Below are 18,328 nucleotides of genomic sequence, written 5' to 3'. Positions count from 1 at the left end.
CCGAGGGCTGCCTGCGGTGGTCATGCGAGCAGCGAAACCACATGGCCCGTGCATCTCCAACCATCACGCGCCACCCGGCGCGTCATCGAAGCGCAGCAAGATCATCTCGTCACTCCTCATGCAGCAGCGCCCACAGGCGCGCCGGCGTGAGCGGCATCTGCAGGCGCGGCGCCAGCTCGGGACGGCCGCCGCGCGCCAGCGCGTCGGCCACGGCGTTGACCACGCAGGGCGTGGCGCCAATGGTGCCGAGTTCGCCCACGCCCTTGACGCCCATGGCGTTGTTGGTGCAGGGCGTGGACTCGTCCATTTCGGTGCGAAAGCACGCCGCGATGTCGTCGGCCCGCGGCGCGGCATAGTCCATCAGGCTGCCGGTCAGCAACTGGCCCGCGTCGTCGTACACCACGCGCTCGAGCAGGGCCTGGCCGATGCCCTGCACCGCGCCGCCGTCGAGCTGGCCGCGCACGATCATCGGGTTGACCACGCGGCCGACGTCGTTGACGCTGGCGTAGGCGATCACGGCGATGGCACCGGTCCGCGGGTCGAGCTCGACTTCGCAGATGTGGGCGCCGTTGGGCCAGGTCGGGCCAGCGACGGTGTGCGTGTGGTCAACGAAGATGCGGCTGCCCGGCTGCCTGGCCGCCAGCTCGAACAGGCCGATCGCGTGGTCGGTCCCGGCGACGCGGAAACGCCCGGCGGCGTACTGCACGTCCTCGGGCGCTGCCTCCAGCTCGCGCGCCGCCAGCTGGCGCGCTTCCGCGACCGTGCGCTCGGCGCCCGCGTGCATGGCCGAGCCACCGGTGAAGAGCGAGCGCGAGCCGGCGCTGCCGAAGCCGTTGCCGCGATCGGTGTCGCCCAGCACCACGCGCACGCGCTCGATCGGCACCTGGAAGGTATCGACCACCAGTTGCGCCAGCGAGGTGGCGATGCCCTGGCCCATCTGGTTGACGGCGGAGAACACTTCGATGATGCCGTCGGCTTCGAACGCCTCCGGATCGCCCCGAGGCGCGAGGGCGCCCTCGGGGCTGGGGGCCCCGGCTCCAGGCTCGCCAGTGCGCGCCTGGACGGTCCGAGGAGGAGCCGACTCTGGCGGCTCCGCGGCCTGCAAGGCCGGCGAACCACGCGCAGCGGGGAGCGTGGGGGCCTTGATCTCGACCGTGACCCGTTCCTCGAACACGTTGCCACCGGTCCACTCCAGAAACGTGGCGATGCCCAGCCCGCGCCACAGGCCGCGCGCCCGTGACGCTGCGGCACGCGCTTCAAAGCCGTCCCAGTCCGCCAGCGGCAGGGCCTGGTCCAGCACGTGCTCGAAGCGGCCGACATCGTAGGTCTGGGCCATCGGGTTGGTGTAGGGCATCTGCTCGGGGCGGATGAAGTTGCGCCGGCGCAGCTGCACGCGGTCGATGCCGGTCTGGCGCGCCGCCTCGTCCAGCAGGCGTTCGATGTTGAAGATCGCCTCGGGCCGGCCCGCCCCGCGGTAGGCGCCGGTCGGCGCCTGGTGCGTCAGCACGGCGCGCGCGTGGAAGTCGACCACCGGTACGTCGTACACGCTGGTCTGCACCCACAGGCCGATCAGGAGCTGGATGGAGACGCCGGTGCCGAGCGCGTAGGCGCCGACGTTGCCCCAGGAATGCACGCGCAGGGCGAGGATGCGGCCATCCGCCGCCAGCGCCAGCTCCAGGTGCGCCTGCAGGTCGCGCCCGTGGGTGGTGGTCAGGAACTCCTCGCCGCGCTCGCCGCTCCAGCGCACGGCGCCGCCAGTGGCGCGCGCCGCCCAGGCCGTGAGGATGTATTCGGGATACGGCGAGATCTTCATGCCGAAGCCACCGCCGACGTCGCCCACGCGCACCCGCACCGCCTCGGGCTCCAGGCCGAGCGCGGCGGCGACGGCGCGACGCACCGCCGTCGGCATCTGGGTCGACACATGCATGTCGACGCGCCCGCTGGCGCCGTCCCAGCGCGCCCGCGCGGCGCGCGGCTCCAGCGTGAGCGCCGCGACGCGCTGGTGCGTCAGGTCCAGCCGCACCACGTGCGCAGCCTGCGCGAAGGCGGCATCGGTGGCCGTGGCGTCGCCGTGGCGCGCCTCGCAGGCGATGTTGTCGGGAGCCTCGGGCGTGACGCAGTGCTCGGCCGCCAGCGCTGCCGCCAGGCTGGGCACGGCCGGCAACGCCTCGTAGTCGACGAATACCGCCTCGGCGGCGTCACGCGCCTGCTGCAGCGTGTCCGCCACTACCGCGGCCACCACCTCGCCCACGTGGCGCACCACGTCCACGGCCAGCGCGTGACGTGCCGGCGTCGCGCAGGCGCTGCCGTCGGCGCGCTTGAAGGGCGCGCCGGCATCGAGTGCCGGCACGCCCGCGGCCACCAGGTCGGCGCCGCTCCAGGCACCGCGCACGCCCGGCATGGCGCGCGCCGCCTCCAGATCGATGCCGGCGATGCGCGCATGGGCATGGGGCGAACGCACCAGCACCAGCCAGCCATCACCCGCCTCCCCCAGATCGTCGACATAGCGGCCGCGCCCCTGCAGCAGGGCGTCGTCTTCCTGGCGCAACACGGCCTGGCCACTGCCAAAACGCCGGGCGATGGATTCGGGAGCTTGGGACATGGAGCTGAAGTGCAAGTGGCCGACCAGCCTCGGACTATAGAGGGCGCGGCGCGACCGTGGACAGGTGGCGCCCGACCAGTGCGTCGGCGGTCGGACGGGTGGCTGCGCGCAACGTAAAATTGCGGTTTCATCCCCCCGTCCAGCCCGGCCGGGGGTTTTTGTCGTTTCCGCATTTGCGCGCGCTCCATGGACCTGCCTTCGCTCACCCCCGGCAAACGCCACGCCCTGCCCCGCCCGCCCGGCTCCGCCGACGCGCTGCTGCTGGCGCGGCTGGCCGCGCGCGAGCAGGCCGCGGGCCGCCTCTGCGCCATCGTCACAGCCGACGCCGCCGATGCGCGCCGCCTGCAGGGGGAGCTGGCGCTGTTCGAGCCGACCCTGCGCGTGACGCTGTTCCCGGACTGGGAAACGCTGCCCTACGACAGCTTCTCGCCGCACCACGACCTGATCAGCGAGCGCCTGGCCACGCTCTGGGCGATCCGCCAGCGCCAGGCCGACGTGGTGTTGCTGCCCGCCACCACGGCGCTGTACCGTCTGGCGCCGCCGGCCTTCCTCGCGGGCCACACCTTCCACTTCAAGCAGGGGCAGCGGCTGGACGAGGCGGCGCTGAAGAGCCAGCTCACGCTGGCCGGCTACAGCCACGTGTCGCAGGTGGTGAGCCCGGGCGAATACGCGGTGCGCGGCGGCCTGATCGACCTGTTCCCGATGGGCTCGCCCCAGCCGCTGCGGGTCGACCTGTTCGACGACGAGATCGACTCGATCCGCGCCTTCGACCCCGACACCCAGCGCAGCCTGTATCCGGTGCCCGAGGTGCGCCTGCTGCCCGGGCGCGAGTTCCCGCTGGACGAGGAAGCGCGCGCGCGCTTTCGCCACCGCTGGCGCGAACTGCTGGAGGGTGATCCGACCCGCAGCCGCATCTACAAGGACATGGCCGACGGCGTGGCCAGTGCCGGCATCGAGTACTACCTGCCACTGTTCTTCGAGCACACGGCCACGGTGTTCGACTATCTCGGCGAAGACGCCACGCTCGTGTTGCACGGCGATCTGGAAGCGAGTTTCCAGCAGTTCGCCCAGGACACGCGCGAGCGCTGGCGCCTGGCGCAGGGCGATCCCGAGCGTCCGGTGCTGCCGCCCGAGGCCCTGTTCCTGTCGGCCGAGGCGTTCTATCGCGACGCCAGCGGCTACCGCCAACTCGCGCTACGCGTACGCGCGGCCGAGCCGGACGGCGCACCGGCGCCCGCCGCATCCACGCCATTTGCCGCCCTGCCCGACCTGAGCGTGGCGCGCAACGCCGAGGATCCGCTCGGGCGCCTGGCCGCGCACCTGCGCGCCACGCCGCGGCGCGTGCTGATCGTCGCCGAGAGCGCGGGCCGGCGCGAGAGCCTGCTCGACTTCCTGCGCGCCTCGCACATCGATCCACCGTCCTTTGATTCGCTGGCCGAATTCGAGAGCGCCGGCGGCGCACGCCTGGGCATCACGCACGCGGCCCTGGCCACCGGCTTCGCCTGGCTCGAGGGTGACATCGACTTCGTCACCGAGGCCGAGCTGTTCGCCAGCAGCGCCGGCGCGCGCCGGCGCCGGCGCCAGGAGCAGGCCAGCGACCTGGAGGCGCTGATCAAGGACCTGTCGGAGCTGAAGGTGGGCGACCCGGTGGTGCACGCCCAGCACGGCATCGGACGCTACCGCGGCCTGGTCAACCTCGACGTGGGCGCCACCAACCCTGACGGCAGCCCGGCGCCGCAGGAATTCCTGCACCTGGAATACGCCAAGGAGGCGGTGCTCTACGTTCCGGTGTCGCAGCTGCACCTGATCAGCCGCTACACCGGCGTCGCGGCCGAGGAGGCGCCGCTGCACCGGCTCGGCGGCAACCAGTGGGAAAAGGCGCGGCGCAAGGCGGCCGAGCAGGTGCGCGACACTGCCGCCGAGCTGCTCAACATCTACGCGCGGCGCGCCGCGCGCGCGGGCCACGCCTTCCGCTTCAGCGCGCCCGACTACGAGCAATTCGCGGCCGACTTCGGCTTCGACGAGACACCGGACCAGAACGCCGCCATCCACGCCGTGATCCAGGATCTGATCAGCCCGCGGCCGATGGACCGGCTGGTGTGCGGCGACGTCGGCTTCGGCAAGACCGAGGTGGCGCTGCGCGCCGCCTTCATCGCCGTCACCGGCGGCAAGCAGGTGGCGCTGCTCGCGCCCACCACCCTGCTGGCCGAGCAGCATTACCAGACCCTGGCCGACCGCTTTGCGCGCTGGCCGGTGAAGATCGCGCAGATGAGCCGCTTCGCCTCGGGCAAGGAAACCACGGCGGCGCTCAAGGGCCTGGCGGATGGCAGCGTCGACATCGTGGTCGGCACGCACAAGCTGCTCAGCCAGAAGACGCAGTTCAAGAACCTGGGCCTGTTGATCATCGACGAGGAGCACCGCTTCGGCGTGCGCCAGAAGGAGGCGATCAAGCAGCTGCGCGCCGAGGTCGACGTGCTGACGCTGACGGCGACGCCGATCCCGCGCACCATGGGCATGGCGCTGGAAGGCCTGCGCGATCTGTCGGTGATCGCCACCGCGCCCGAGCGACGCCTGGCGATCAAGACCTTCGTGCGCAGCGAGAGCAACGGCATCATTCGCGAGGCGGTGCTGCGCGAGTTGAAGCGCGGCGGCCAGGTCTACTTCCTGCACAACGAGGTCGAGACCATCCAGAACCGCCGCGAAGCGCTGCAGAAGATCCTGCCCGAGGCGCGCATCGCCGTGGCGCATGGCCAGATGCCCGAGCGCGAGCTCGAGCGCGTGATGCGCGACTTCGTGGCGCAGCGGCACAACCTGCTGCTGTGCTCGACCATCATCGAGACCGGCATCGACGTGCCCACCGCCAACACCATCGTCATCACGCGCGCCGACAAGTTCGGCCTGGCGCAGCTGCACCAGCTGCGCGGGCGCGTGGGCCGCAGCCACCACCAAGCCTACGCCTACCTGCTGGTGCCCGACCTGCAGAGCCTGTCCAGGCCTGCCGAGCAGCGCCTCGACGCCATTCAGCAGATGGAGGAGCTGGGCTCGGGCTTCTACCTCGCCATGCACGATCTGGAAATCCGCGGCGCCGGCGAGGTGCTGGGCGAGCACCAGAGCGGCAACATCATGGAGATCGGCTTCCAGCTCTACAACGACATGCTGGCCGAAGCCGTGCGCAGCCTGAAGGCCGGCCGCGAGCCCGACCTGCTGGCGCCCATGCAGGCAGCGACCGACATCAACCTGCACGCCCCCGCCCTGCTGCCGACCGACTATTGCGGCGACGTGCAGCTGCGCCTGTCGTTCTACAAGCGGCTGGCGACGGCGCGCACGGACGAGCAGCTCGATCGCCTGGTGGAGGAGATCGTGGACCGTTTCGGCAAGCTGCCGAAGCCGGCCCAGACCCTGATCGACGTGCACCGCCTGCGCGTGCTGGCGCAGCGCTACGGCGTGCTCAAGGTCGACGCAGCGCCGGGCGTGATCCACGTCAGCTTCCAGCCCAATCCGCCGATCGACCCGCTGGCCATCATCCACCTGATCCAGAAGAACCGTCACGTCAAGCTGGCCGGCAACGACAAGCTGCGCATCGAGAAGGCCCTGCCCGAACCGCGCGCGCGCGCCCAGATGGTGCGCGACGTGCTGCGCAGCCTGGGCCAGCCGCGCGCATCCGAAACCGCAGCGGAGACGGCCGCGGCGCTGGCGTGATGCCGTGCCGCGCCGTGCAGGCCGGGACCAATGCCCGCGTCGCGCGTTGTCCCGGGCCTGCACGTGCCACATTGAGCAGCGGCGCAACCGCCGCGCGACGCTGATCCCACTCGATGGCTTCCCCTGCACGCCCCGACGCACACGACCTCGCCGTCTGCTGCTTCACCGCGGGCGCGCGGTGCGGCGCGAACCCGCCCCCGATCTCATCTGCCGCACCGCCCGCAGGCCTGGCAGCGCCCCGCGCGGCCGATCGCGCTGGGCTGATCCCGCCCGCCGCCCGGTCCCTGCCCCGCTTTCATGAAACACCCCGACGCCATGCGTCAGGCGCGGGGTGGGATCTGTTCACGCCTCTGACCCATGAGATCGCATGTCTTCGAAGTCCTCCTCGTGGAGCGCCGCCGTGGCGATGTCCACCTTCGTGCTGCTGTGGGCCAGCGGCGCCATCGCCACCCGCTGGGGCCTGGACCACGGCTCGGTCTTCGCGCTGCTGATCCTGCGCTACGCGCTGGCCCTCGTCGCCCTGCTGCTGATCGGCCTGTCGGGCCTGCCGGTCTGGCCGCAGCCCGGCACCCACAGGCTCGCGGCCGCGGCCGGCCTGCTGCTGATCGCCGGCTATTCGGTCGGCTACTTCCAGGCCATGGCGCACGGCATCACGCCGGGACTGCTGGCCACGCTGTTGGGCGTGCAGCCGATCCTGACGCTGCTGCTGACCGAGCGACGGTTCTCACCGTGGCGCCTGCTGGGCCTGCTGCTGGCGCTGGCGGGACTCGCCCTGGTGGTCTACCAGAGCCTGGTGCAGGCGCGGCGGTCGTGGCTCGGCCTGGCCTGCACCCTGGGCGCCTTGCTGTGCGCCACCTTCGGCGCCCTGCTGCAAAAGCGCCTGCGGCAGCCACCATCCCGGGTGCTGCCCTTGCAGTACCTGGTGACGCTGGCGGTGTATGGCGGCCTGGCGCCGCTGCAACCCTGGCACTTCGAGGCCGACTGGGGCTTCGTCCTGCCGCTGCTGTGGCTCGGGCTGGTGATTTCGGTCGGCGCGCAGCTGTTGCTGTATCGGCTGATCCGCAGCGGCAACCTGGTGAACGTCACCAGCCTGTTCTATCTGGTGCCCGTGGCGACCGTGGTGCTCGACTGCCTGCTGCTGGGCAATGCCATGCCGCCACTGGCGCTGGCGGGGATGGCCGGCATCGTGGCCGGATTGATCCTGGTGTTTCGCCAGCCGGCGACGCGGCCGGGCCTGGCCAGCGACGCCGGCGCCTGATCCTGGAAACGGCAGTTGACCGCTTGCAACCTTCTCCAAACCCGCATGGCCATGGACGTTGGCAGCTTCTCTGCCGTTCACCACATGGGTGAGCACGCCACACGCCCGCCAGTACCACTCTCGCCGCGCCATGCGTCGTTGATCGTCCTTGCAGGCGCTGCCTGCCGCGCCCTCCCGCCTCGCCGGACACGCCGAAAGCGGCACGGGCGGACGCGCCCAACTGCCGTTTCTAGGATGATTGCATGGCCTCCGCGCGAGCGCCGGAGCGCGCGCCCGCGATCATCCAGCGCGCCGCGCGTCCAAATTCGCCTTCACCTTCAAAACGACGGGTGGCGAATGCCTTCGCTGCGCATCCATGACAAGGCCGTCATTCGTCATGCCGGCGCCTGCCGGCGTCATTTGTCATCCGCGAAGCGGCATCAGGCGTAGACGCCCTGCCCACGCTGGCGGCGCGCGCGCAGCTCGGCCAGCATCTGGCGCTCGGGCAGGTCCAGCGCCCAGGTCGGGCGCAGCTGGTAGTGCGGCTGATCCACGATGGTGCGCCAGTTGCCGCCCCACTCGAGCCCCAGGTCGACCCCGAGCACGCCCACCGCCTTGTATTTGGGTGAGTCGGACAGGTAGCGGCTGCCCTCGAACACGCCGATGTCGAAGGCGATGCCGAAATTGTGGTTCGAATAGCCGGCGCGTGCATTCGTCACCACCGGGCCGGGCGCGCTGCGCCCTTGCGCATACAGCGCATCCTGCTCGGCATAGCTGCGCAGGCCGCTGATGACCTTGATCGTGATGCCCGAGGCCCGGGCGCGCTGCACCAGCGCACGCGCCATCGGCCGCACCTCGGGCTGCAGGGTGGCGATGCTCTTCTCGCTGCGGCTGTCGACCTCCGCAATCGCCTCGGCCGGATCGACGCCGTCGATGTGCTTGCGCACCAGGCGCGCGTAGATCGCGCCCCAGGTCTCCGGCCCCGCCTTGCCGTCCACGGTCACGCCGAGCACGCCTTGCACGGCAGCAATCATCTCGTCGATGCGCATGATGGTCTCCTCGTCCCGGCTCTTCAAGACCCGGGGCGGACCCGCCCACCACGGGCTTCTGCGTTCGCAGGACAGGCCCATGATTCCACAGGCTGGCCATCCGAGGCAAGCCACGCCGCGCGGCAAGGACCTGCCAGCGCGAAGCGGATAGGATCGGCGCAACCCGTTCGTCGTGATGCCGCGATCCGCCCCCATCCTCGCCTGCCCGCTGGCGCGCCCTCTGGCCGCCGTGGCGGTCGGTCTCGCACTGACGCTGGGGGCATCTGCCGCGCAGCCGCTGGCCGAGCCACCGCCGCCCATCGCGCGCTTCGCGGCGGCGGTCCACCACAGCGGCGATGCGCAGGGGCGCGCCTTTGCCGTGCTCGACAAGCCGGCGGCGCACCTGTGGGTGTTCGACCGCCAGGGACGGCTGCTGGGCGAAGCGCCGGTGCTGCTCGGCGCGGCGCGGGGCGACACCGCGCCGGCCGACATCGGCAGCCGGCCGCTTGCGCACGTGCTGCCGCACGAGAAGATCACCAGCGCCGGCCGCTACCCGACCGAGCCCGGCCGCAACACGCGGGGCGAGGACATCGTCTGGCTCGACTACGATGCCGCCCTGTCGATGCACCGCGTGCGCGACGTCCCGGGCGAAGAACGCCCCGCGCGCCTGAGCACGCCCAGCGCCGCCGACAACCGCATCTCGTTTGGCTGCATCAACCTGCCACCGGCCTTCTATGAGCGCACCATCGCGCCGCTGTTCCGGCGCCGCTCCGGCATCGTCTACGTGCTGCCCGAGACCCGCGCGATCGAGCAGGTGTTCCCGTTCGCGCGCGGCATCGCGCTGCCGCCATCCTGACCGGTCTCGCGCTGCACGTCCACCTTCCAACGCCTTTCGCACCCGCCTTCCATGACGCCTGCCCCACGCACCGACAAGCCCCGCGAGATCAGTCCCGGCCTCGTGGTGCGCGGCCTGCGGCCGCCGCTGAAGCTGGGCGACTTCAAGCTGATCGCCTTCGACATGGACTCCACGCTGATCAACATCGAGTGCGTGGACGAGATCGCCGACGCCGCCGGGCGCAAGGCCGAGGTGGCGGCCATCACCGAGGCGGCGATGCTGGGCGAGATCAGCGACTACAAGGAAAGCCTGCGTCGGCGCGTGGCCCTGCTCGCGGGAGTGACGGAAGAGCATCTGATGCAGGTCTACCGCGCGCGCCTGCGCCTGAACCCGGGCGCGGCCGAGCTGGTGCTGGCGTGCAAGGCCGCGGGCCTGAAGGTGCTGCTGGTCTCGGGCGGCTTCACCTTCTTTGCCGACCGCCTGCGCGACCGCCTGGCACTGGACTTCGCGCGCAGCAACCGGCTCGAGATCGTGGAAGGGCGTCTCACCGGGCGGATCCTGCCGCAGAGCTGGGGCGACATCTGCGATGGCGCCATGAAACGCGAGACCGTGCTGACGACCTGCAGCCTGATCGGTTGCGAGCCGAGCCAGGCGATCGCCATGGGCGACGGCGCCAACGACCTCGAGATGATGAGCGCCGTGGGCCTGTCGGTGGCCTACCGCGCCAAGCCGCGCCTGCGCGCCCACGCCAAGGTGGCGATCGACCTGGGCGGGCTCGACCGCCTGCTGGAGATCTTCGAGACAGGCACCCAGGCGTGAACTCGCAGGCCAGCACCCGCGCCCCGACATGAGCGAAAGCCGCAACTACCGCCTGCGCAGCACCGCGCTGCTGGCAGCCGCCTTCCTGGTCGCCCACTACGTGCTGCGCTTCGGCGTCGCCGCCGGCATCGATGCGGGCCACCCGGCGCGCTGGCACCAGTACCTGCCGCTGCTGGAAAAGCTCAGCCTGTCGCTGTTCGCGATCACGGTCCTCATCCTGGTCGGCAAGCTGATCGAGCGCCTGATCGACCGCTCGAGCAACGCCCTGGGCGTGCGCTACAACCTGGTGCGCCTGACGCACCTGGTCACCTACACCCTGGTGGCCATCGTCGCGGTGTCCTTCCTGTTCCAGAACCTGTACGCGGCGGCCGTCAGCTTCGGCCTGATCTCGCTGGTGCTGGGCTTTGCCCTGCAGGCACCGATCACCTCCTTCATCGCCTGGATCTATATCGTGTTCCGCCGCCCCTACCAGGTGGGCGATCGCATCCAGCTGGGCAAGCTGCGCGGTGACGTGCTGGAGATCGGCTACCTGGACACCATGATCCGCGAATGCAGCGGCGACTACCTCGGCAACGACCGCGCCAGCGGGCGCATCATCCACTTTCCCAACAGCACCATCCTGCGCTCCGAGGTCATCAACTATTCGGGGCCATGCAAGCCCTTCATCTGGAACGAAACCGCGATCCAGATCGCCTACACCAGCGACCTGCGCTTCGTCGAGTCGTGCCTCGCCGAGGCGGCCGACGCCGACTTTCGCGCGCGCCATGGCGACTCCGGCCTGGACGACAGCGCTGCGAGCGTCTATTTCCGCGTCAACGCCTACGCCTGGCTGGAGGCGGTCGTCACCTACCCGGTCGTGCCCGAAGACACCACCGGCCGGCGCAACCGCATCCTGCAGCACGCCCTGCCGGCACTCAACGAAGCGCCCGAGCGCGTGCAGTTTCCCGACGGCGCCCGGCGCTGAGCGCCGACAGCCTGGCGGAACACCCCACTCCCGGCAGTTGCATTGCCACACGCCTGCCGGAGCGGCACGCGCGGTGCTATCACTGCGCCGTGGTGCCACGCGCATCAGGACCCATGGGCGACCCGGCCCGAGGAGCATCGACATGAAACCAACCCTTGCGGCGCTCGCTGCCGCGTTGCTGGCCACCGGCGGCCTGGCTGGCTGCGTCAGCAGCAGCGACTCCGCCCCCACCACGCAAAGCTACATCGCGCAACTGCAGCCGATGAACACGGCGGTCACACGCACTGCCGCCACCGGCACCGCGCGCTTCACGGTGAGCGGCGACCGCCTGACGATCGACATCGACGCCCAGGGCACGCCGCCGAATACCGTGCACTGGCAGCACTTCCACGGCCTCACGGGCCCCGGCGGCGCGCGCTGCGCGACGATGGCGGCCGATGCCAATCACGACGGCATCGTCGACCTGATCGAAACCGGCCCGGCCTCGGGCACCACCATGGTGCCGTTCACGCAGGATCCGGCCAGCATGGAGGTGGCGCACGGCCAGTACCCGAGCGCCGGGCCCGACGGCCGCTACCACTACCACCAGGTGGTATCGCTGAAGGCCCTGGACGCCGCCTTCGCCAAGGCCTTCCCCGGCCAGGCGCTGGACCTGGACCGGCGCGTGGTGCTGATCCACGGCGTGCCGGCGAGCACGCCGCTGCCCCACAGTGTGCAGTCACTCGGGCCGATCCCGGCCACCACCACGCTGCCCATCGCCTGCGGCCAGATCGTGCGTGCGGGTTGAGCACGCGGCACGGGGTTGACGCGGCGTCCGAGGCGTCGCGCGATGACGGGTCAACGGGTTGCGCGCAGCAGGCTGATCGCCGATCGTCATTCCAGGATGAATGGCTCCAGCAGCCGCCCGTCCGCCACCGCCAGCACGCTGCCCTGCGGCAGCGGCTGCCAGGGTCCGCGGCTGAGCGGCACGCTGGCAAACAGCACGATGTGCTCGCTCAAGTTCTCGATCGCAGCGCCGGCGCAGTCGTGCCGCCCACGCAGGGCGTGGCCCTCGGAGCGCAGCATGTGCAGGCCCGGTGCGCGCGGCGCGCTCAGGCCCTGGTCGGTTTCGTGGCGGCGGCGGTCGGCGTGCACGAACAGCGTGTCGCCGTCGAGCCAGATGAAATTGGCCGGGCCGAGCGCCGCCATGTCACGGCAGAACGCGGCGAACACGCGCTGGCGCGCGGGGCGATCCGAGCCTTCGGGCGCCTGCTGCTCCAGGCGCTCGAGCAGGAGCAGGAAGGCCAGTTCGCTGTCGGTCTCACCCACGCGCTCGGCCAGCAGCGGCGCCGCCTCGGCCAATTGCTCCAGCCCGTGCAGCGTGCCGTTCTGCGCGAAGTGCTGGACCCGGCCGTGGCGCACGCGCCGGAACGGATGCGTGTTGGCGAGCGAGCGCACGCCCTGCGAGGAGCGTCGCACATGTGCCAGTGCCAGCCGATGCGGCGCCGCGTGCGTGCGCACGAAGCGATCCAGCGGGCTGTTGCTGGCGGGCTCGGGCTCACGAAACCAGTGCGCGTCGTGCCCGTCCGAGAACACGATGCCCCAGCCATCGCGGTTCTGGTGCCGCTCGCCGCCTTCGGCCGCAAAACGGTCGAGGTCGTAGCGCACGCGCATCGGCGCGCTGGCGGACATGGCATACAGCTCACACATCGCAACATCTCTCCATCTCGGCGCCCGCGCGCGGCCTCGGCCACCGCGCGGGTCGGTCCGCTGCCCGCGCCCACGAGACGCCGCGGTGTCGATCGCCTACACTTTTCGGATCGTGCAGGCGAGACGGTAACGCATCGCCCGCCTGATGCGCGCGACGCCCGCCAACGCCGCGCCGAACCCGAGCGAAAGAAGCCCACCATGCCCACGCCGCGCAAACCAGACCCCAAGATGCAGTGGAACGTCGGCTACTGGCTGATCGCCCTGCTCGCCCTGCTGATGCTGCAGACCGTTTGGCAGGCGCGCACGATCGAGCCGGTGCCGTTCAGCGAGTTCGAGCAGGCGCTGGCCCAGAAGCGCGTTTCGGAGGTAGTGATCGGCGAGAACACCATCACCGGCAAGCTAAAGGACCCCGACGCCGGCAAGACCATGATCGTCGCCAACCGCGTCGACGCCCCCACCGCCGAGTGGATGGACAAGTACGACGTGCCGTACTCGCGCGCCATCGAGAGCACCTGGCTGCGCGACCTGATGAGCTGGGTGCTGCCGGCGGTGATCTTCTTCGGTCTGTGGTTCTTCCTGATCCGCCGCTTTGCCGAGCGCGCCGGTGGCGGCATCGGCGGCTTCATGAGCATCGGCAAGAGCCGCGCCAAGGTCTATGTCGAGCAGAACACCGGCGTCACCTTCGCCGACGTCGCCGGCGTCGACGAGGCCAAGGCCGAGTTGCAGGAGATCATCGCCTTCCTGAAGGACCCGCAAGGGTATGGCCGCCTGGGCGCGCGCATGCCCAAGGGCGTGCTGCTGGTAGGCCCACCAGGCACCGGCAAGACCCTGCTGGCCAAGGCCGTCGCCGGCGAGGCCGCCGTGCCGTTCTTCAGCATCAGCGGCAGCGAGTTCGTCGAGATGTTCGTCGGCGTGGGCGCCGCGCGCGTGCGCGACCTGTTCGAGCAGGCGCGCGCCAAGGCACCGGCCATCATCTTCATCGACGAGCTCGATGCCCTGGGCCGCGCGCGCGGCTCCAGCGGCATGATCGGCGGGCACGACGAGCGCGAGCAGACACTGCAGCAGCTGCTGGTCGAGCTCGACGGCTTCGACAGTTCCTCGGGGGTGGTGCTGCTGGCCGCCACCAACCGCCCCGAGATCCTCGACCCGGCGCTGCTGCGCGCCGGCCGCTTCGACCGCCAGGTGCTGGTGGATCGCCCCGACAAGCCCGGGCGCGTGCAGATTCTCAAGGTCCACATCAAGAAGATCCGCCTGGCCGCCGGCGTCGACCTGGAGCAGGTGGCCCAGCTCACCACCGGCTTCTCGGGCGCGGACCTGGCCAACCTGTGCAACGAGGCCGCGCTGGCCGCCACGCGCCGCGACGCCCAGGAAGTCACGCTGCAGGACTTCACCGTCGCCATCGAGCGCATCGTCGCCGGCCTGGAAAAGAAGAACCGCGTGCTCAGCGAACGCGAGCGCGAGGTGGTCGCCTACCACGAGATGGGCCACGCCCTGGTGGCGCTGGCCCTGCCGGGCACCGACCCGGTGCACAAGGTCTCGATCATCCCGCGCGGCATCGGCGCGCTCGGCTACACCCTGCAGCGCCCGACCGAGGACCGGTTCCTGATGACGCGCACCGAGCTGGAACGCAAGATCATGGTGCTGCTGGGCGGCCGCGCCTCGGAAAAGCTGGTGTTCGATCACCTCTCGACCGGTGCCGCCGACGACCTGGCCAAGGCCACCGACATCGCGCGCGACATGGTCACGCGCTACGGCATGGACGAGGAGCTCGGCTACATCGCCTACGAAACCCAGCGCCCGCGCTTCCTCGACGTGCCCGGCTACCCCGCCCCCGGCCCCAGCGTCAGCCCCCAGACCCAGCAGCACATCGACACCGCCGTGCGCGGCATCGTCATGGACGCCTTCGAAGGCGCCACCGCCATCCTGGCCGAGCACCGCGAGGTGCTTGACAAGGCGGCGCGGGAGCTGCTGGTGAAGGAGACGCTGGACGAGGCGGCGCTGATGGAGCTGACGGCGGGGGTGCGGCCCGCCGGCTGAAGTTCCGGGTCAGGCGGAAGCGGTGGCTCGCCGCCACACCTTCCGCAGACCTGATGGATGCTCGTAGCTACCGACTCACTCAGTTTCGATATCGCGACACGCGCGGGGAGCGATCCGCAGCATCCCCGGACCCGCTCGACACGACCAGGACACCTCGCCCGCCGCGCTGATGTCTGGAACGAGCCGGAGCGTGCCACTGCCCGCCGGCGCGCCCAGGGCGATTCGCAGCTCGATCTCGCCGCTGGCCGGATCGATGTCCATGCGCTCGATGGCCGGGCTGGACGGCGCCGCACCCTGCAACTCGTCGAGACGCTCCGGCATGCGGCCCGTACGCTCGTAGTGCTCGCCCGCGAGCCGGGCCACCGACATGCCGGCCAGGTAGGCCTCGGCGGTCTTCGCGCGATCGAGGTAGTCCCGATAGGCCGGCACCGCCACGCCGGCGATCACACCGACGATGAACAGGCTCATCAGCACCACCACGATGGCCAGCACGACCCGGCTGGTGCCGCCCCGGGCCTGGAGCAGTGCCAGGAATTCCTGGCGCGAACCGGCCTCGGCACGGCAGCGCTCGATCAATGAGCGACAGCGCGCGTAGTAGAGCGAATTGGCCAGCAGAGGCGGCCCGAAATACAGCGCCAGCACGAACACCAGGCCGAGCAGGCTCGCCCGCGTGCCCTCCTCGCCACCCGTCGCCATGCCGATGCCGATCGCGACGGCGTTGGGCAGGATGAAATAAAGCGCCGCCAGGCCCCACTGCTTGCGATACAGCAGCCAGTACAGGGTGACGAAGAACGCCGGCCAGTGCCACCAGGACCGCTGACCGGTGGTAGCCTGCCGACGAAAGCGCGGCAGGTAATAGCCCTGCTTGCCGGGGCCGATCGCGGCACGCCAGGCTTCTTCGTCGAAGCCCGGGTCCGTGGTTGGCCCCCCATCGGCGGCAGGCCGTGCCTGCGACGGGACGCCGGGCGCTGCCGCCATCATCCCCTCAGGCCGACACCGCTGGCAGCCCCGACAGCGCCTGCGCCAGTTCCTTCTCGTCGTAATGCTCGTCCCTGAGCTGGCCGGCAAAGTAGGCCTGATAGGCGCTCATGTCGAAGTGGCCGTGGCCGCTGAGGTTGAACAGGATGGTCTCGGACTTGCCCTCGCGCTTGCAGCGCAGGGCCTCCTCGATGGCACCCTTGACGGCGTGGTTGGCCTCGGGCGCGGGCACGATGCCCTCGGCGCGCGCGAAGGCCACGCCGGCGGCAAAGCACTCGCCCTGGGTGTAGGCCACGGCTTCCAGCAGGCCGAGCTCCTTCAGGTGGCTGACCAGCGGCGCCATGCCGTGGTAGCGCAGGCCGCCGGCGTGGAAGCCCGGTGGGGTGAAGGTGCTGCCCAGGGTGTGCATCTTGGTCAGCGGCGTCAGGTGCGCGGTGTCGCCGAAGTCGTAGGCGTACTTGCCGCGCGTCAGGCTCGGGCAGGCAGCCGGCTCCACCGCCAGCACGCGCGGGCGGGCGCCGCCGCGCAGGCCGTGGCCGACGAAGGGAAAGGCCAGGCCGGCGAAGTTGCTGCCGCCGCCGGTGCAGCCCACCAGCACGTCGGGCCAGCAGTCGGCCATGTGCATCTGCTCCATCGCCTCCAGGCCGATGATGGTCTGGTGCAGCAGCACGTGGTTCAGCACCGAACCGAGCGCGTACTTGGTGTCGTCGTGCTTGGCCGCGACCTCGACCGCCTCGCTGATGGCGATGCCGAGACTCCCGGGGTGGTCCGGGCGCTGCGCCAGCACGGCGCGACCGTACTCCGTCTCGTTGCTGGGCGAGGGAATGCAGCGCGCGCCATAGGTCTCCATCAGCGCACGACGATACGGCTTCTGGTCGTAGCTGACGCGCACCTGGAACACGGTGACGTCGAGGCCGAACATCTGCCCGGCCAGGGCCAGCGAGCTGCCCCACTGGCCGGCGCCGGTCTCGGTGGCCAGGCGCTTGACGCCCTCCTGGGCGTTGTAGAAGGCCTGCGGAATGGCCGAGTTGGGCTTGTGGCTGCCGGCCGGGCTGACGCCCTCGTACTTGTAGAAGATCTTGGCCGGCGTGCCCAGGGCCTGCTCCAGGCGATGGGCGCGGAACAGCGGCGACGGGCGCCACAGGCGGAACACCTCGCGCACCGGCTCGGGAATCTCGATCTCGCGCTCGGTGCTGACCTCCTGCTGGATCACGGCCATCGGGAACAGCGGCGCCAGGTCGTCCGGCCCGATCGGCTGCTTGGTTCCGGGGTGGAGCACCGGCGGCACCGGCTTGGGCAGGTCGGCCTGAATGTTGTACCAGAACTTGGGCATCTGGCTTTCCTGCAGCAGGTACTTGGTCGGGGTGCTCATGCAGTGTGCTCCTTTGAATGGCCTGGAATGGCGAGAGGAAAGCAGGAACCCGCGCGCCGGAGGCACGCCGGAAAATGGCAATACTACCCGCTGCGCCGGACGCCCCACCCTGCGGCGCCGGCCGGGGTGGCCACCTTAGGGCAGCGCTGAACAAGTCCCTCGCGCGCTGCGCATCCCTGCCTGCGGCGGTCTGCGGCGTTGCAAATGCTCGCAATAGCTTCGGCTATTGCTGCGCTTCGCGCCTTGCATCCCATCCCCATGCAGGGTGCGCCGCATCACGGAGACTTGTTCAGCGTCGCCTCAGACGGCACGCGAGGGGCGGGCCTGACCGTCGACCAGGGCGCGCGCAGTCATCACGGCCTCGGTGCGATTGCGCGCATTGAGGGCGCGGAAGATGGCGGCCAGGTGGATCTTGACGGTGCCTTCGCTGATGCCCAGGCTGCGCCCGATCACCTTGTTGGGCTGGCCCTGCGAGAGCAGGCGCAGCACGTCGATCTGGCGCTCGGTGAGCAGGTCGCGCAGCGAATCGAGTTCCTGCTCGGAATGCGGCGGCGCGCCCTCGGGGACGGCCGCCCGCGCCTCGCCAACGCCGGCCAGCAGCATCGGCGGCACGTAGACGCCGCCCGCCAGCACCAGCCGCACGGCCGACACCATGACGGCGGGGGAATAGGCCTTGGGGATGAAGCCGCGCGCGCCGCAGTCGAGCACGTCGCGCATGATGCCGGGCTCCTCGTGGCCGGACAGCACGATCACGGGCAGGCCGGGCGCGCGCCGCAGCACCTCCTGCACGTGGCTGAGGCCGTCGGCGCCGGGCATGCTGAGGTCGATCAGCGCCAGGTCGAGCGGCGCGCCCACGCATTCCAGCAGGCCGGGCACGTCGACCGCCGACACCACCTCGACGTCCGGCCCGAGCTCGCTCAGCTTGTCGGCAACCGCGTCGATGATGAGGCGGTGGTCGTCGGCAATCAGGATCTTCATGGCGGGTCGGCGGCAAGGGCACGCAAGAGGCGCGGCTCGTGCCGATCACGATAAACGCGAAGCCACGCGCGGGCAAGCTGGCCACGGTCG

At 70.6% G+C, this 18,328-nt stretch carries 13 protein-coding genes; 7 read left to right on the top strand and 6 right to left on the bottom strand.

From position 1 onward, the window contains the following. Positions 1-109: 109 nt before the first annotated feature. Positions 110-2,602 (bottom strand): xanthine dehydrogenase family protein molybdopterin-binding subunit, encoded by a 2,493-nt coding sequence (locus PKA16_RS02095; protein WP_324399918.1) that lies wholly within the window; start codon positions 2,600-2,602, stop codon positions 110-112. Between the two features lie 186 nt (positions 2,603-2,788). Here PKA16_RS02095 and mfd point away from each other — a divergent pair, with 186 nt between their 5' ends. After that, entirely contained in the window at positions 2,789-6,301 is a 3,513-nt protein-coding gene (gene mfd, locus PKA16_RS02090; protein WP_324399916.1) for a transcription-repair coupling factor, read from the top strand. 367 nt (positions 6,302-6,668) lie between these two features. Further along, entirely contained in the window at positions 6,669-7,559 is an 891-nt protein-coding gene (locus tag PKA16_RS02085) for a DMT family transporter (RefSeq protein ID WP_324399915.1), read from the top strand. Between the two features lie 419 nt (positions 7,560-7,978). On the opposite strand, the gene PKA16_RS02080 is transcribed toward PKA16_RS02085, so the two are convergent. Further along, on the bottom strand, positions 7,979-8,587 hold the full coding sequence (locus PKA16_RS02080; protein WP_324399913.1) for a M15 family metallopeptidase: 609 nt from the start codon (positions 8,585-8,587) through the stop codon (positions 7,979-7,981). A 175-nt stretch (positions 8,588-8,762) separates the two neighbouring features. Here PKA16_RS02080 and PKA16_RS02075 point away from each other — a divergent pair, with 175 nt between their 5' ends. From PKA16_RS02075 to PKA16_RS02060, 4 genes are all read left to right on the top strand, one after another. After that, a complete protein-coding gene (locus PKA16_RS02075; RefSeq protein WP_324399911.1) occupies positions 8,763-9,422 on the top strand; it encodes a L,D-transpeptidase in 660 nt (219 codons plus the stop codon). Between the two features lie 51 nt (positions 9,423-9,473). After that, entirely contained in the window at positions 9,474-10,220 is a 747-nt protein-coding gene (gene serB / locus PKA16_RS02070) for a phosphoserine phosphatase SerB (protein ID WP_324399909.1), read from the top strand. A gap of 28 nt (positions 10,221-10,248) precedes the next feature. Further along, entirely contained in the window at positions 10,249-11,184 is a 936-nt protein-coding gene (locus PKA16_RS02065; protein ID WP_324399907.1) for a mechanosensitive ion channel domain-containing protein, read from the top strand. Positions 11,185-11,326: 142 nt separating this feature from the next. Continuing rightward, a complete protein-coding gene (locus PKA16_RS02060) occupies positions 11,327-11,971 on the top strand; it encodes a hypothetical protein (RefSeq protein ID WP_324399905.1) in 645 nt (214 codons plus the stop codon). A gap of 86 nt (positions 11,972-12,057) precedes the next feature. On the opposite strand, the gene PKA16_RS02055 is transcribed toward PKA16_RS02060, so the two are convergent. Further along, entirely contained in the window at positions 12,058-12,873 is an 816-nt protein-coding gene (locus PKA16_RS02055; protein WP_324399903.1) for a class II glutamine amidotransferase, read from the bottom strand. 198 nt (positions 12,874-13,071) lie between these two features. On the opposite strand from PKA16_RS02055, the gene ftsH reads away from it, so the two are divergent. Next, positions 13,072-14,910 (top strand): ATP-dependent zinc metalloprotease FtsH, encoded by a 1,839-nt coding sequence (ftsH, locus tag PKA16_RS02050; RefSeq protein ID WP_324399901.1) that lies wholly within the window; start codon positions 13,072-13,074, stop codon positions 14,908-14,910. 75 nt (positions 14,911-14,985) lie between these two features. On the opposite strand, the gene PKA16_RS02045 is transcribed toward ftsH, so the two are convergent. The 3 genes from PKA16_RS02045 to PKA16_RS02035 form a co-directional block, all read right to left on the bottom strand. After that, on the bottom strand, positions 14,986-15,888 hold the full coding sequence (locus PKA16_RS02045; protein ID WP_324399900.1) for a DUF2628 domain-containing protein: 903 nt from the start codon (positions 15,886-15,888) through the stop codon (positions 14,986-14,988). 7 nt (positions 15,889-15,895) lie between these two features. Continuing rightward, entirely contained in the window at positions 15,896-17,260 is a 1,365-nt protein-coding gene (locus PKA16_RS02040) for a TrpB-like pyridoxal phosphate-dependent enzyme (RefSeq protein ID WP_324399898.1), read from the bottom strand. A gap of 300 nt (positions 17,261-17,560) precedes the next feature. Beyond that, a complete protein-coding gene (locus PKA16_RS02035) occupies positions 17,561-18,238 on the bottom strand; it encodes a response regulator transcription factor (RefSeq protein WP_324399896.1) in 678 nt (225 codons plus the stop codon). Positions 18,239-18,328: the final 90 nt, after the last annotated feature.

Source organism: Ottowia sp., assembly GCF_035325765.1.
Lineage (GTDB): Bacteria > Pseudomonadota > Gammaproteobacteria > Burkholderiales > Burkholderiaceae_C > Ottowia.
Note: the sequence above shows the minus strand (reverse complement) of the source record. Positions and strands in the feature narration are given on the sequence as shown.

Excerpts from the sequence above, each read along its gene's own strand:
- PKA16_RS02095 (WP_324399918.1), bottom strand. The coding sequence starts at position 2,602 with ATGTCCCAAGCTCCCGAATCCATCGCCCGGCGTTTTGGCAGTGGCCAG.
- mfd (WP_324399916.1), top strand. The coding sequence starts at position 2,789 with ATGGACCTGCCTTCGCTCACCCCCGGCAAACGCCACGCCCTGCCCCGC.
- PKA16_RS02085 (WP_324399915.1), top strand. The coding sequence starts at position 6,669 with ATGTCTTCGAAGTCCTCCTCGTGGAGCGCCGCCGTGGCGATGTCCACC.
- PKA16_RS02080 (WP_324399913.1), bottom strand. The coding sequence starts at position 8,587 with ATGCGCATCGACGAGATGATTGCTGCCGTGCAAGGCGTGCTCGGCGTG.
- PKA16_RS02075 (WP_324399911.1), top strand. The coding sequence starts at position 8,763 with ATGCCGCGATCCGCCCCCATCCTCGCCTGCCCGCTGGCGCGCCCTCTG.
- serB (WP_324399909.1), top strand. The coding sequence starts at position 9,474 with ATGACGCCTGCCCCACGCACCGACAAGCCCCGCGAGATCAGTCCCGGC.
- PKA16_RS02065 (WP_324399907.1), top strand. The coding sequence starts at position 10,249 with ATGAGCGAAAGCCGCAACTACCGCCTGCGCAGCACCGCGCTGCTGGCA.
- PKA16_RS02060 (WP_324399905.1), top strand. The coding sequence starts at position 11,327 with ATGAAACCAACCCTTGCGGCGCTCGCTGCCGCGTTGCTGGCCACCGGC.
- PKA16_RS02055 (WP_324399903.1), bottom strand. The coding sequence starts at position 12,873 with ATGTGTGAGCTGTATGCCATGTCCGCCAGCGCGCCGATGCGCGTGCGC.
- ftsH (WP_324399901.1), top strand. The coding sequence starts at position 13,072 with ATGCCCACGCCGCGCAAACCAGACCCCAAGATGCAGTGGAACGTCGGC.
- PKA16_RS02045 (WP_324399900.1), bottom strand. The coding sequence starts at position 15,888 with ATGGCGGCAGCGCCCGGCGTCCCGTCGCAGGCACGGCCTGCCGCCGAT.
- PKA16_RS02040 (WP_324399898.1), bottom strand. The coding sequence starts at position 17,260 with ATGAGCACCCCGACCAAGTACCTGCTGCAGGAAAGCCAGATGCCCAAG.
- PKA16_RS02035 (WP_324399896.1), bottom strand. The coding sequence starts at position 18,238 with ATGAAGATCCTGATTGCCGACGACCACCGCCTCATCATCGACGCGGTT.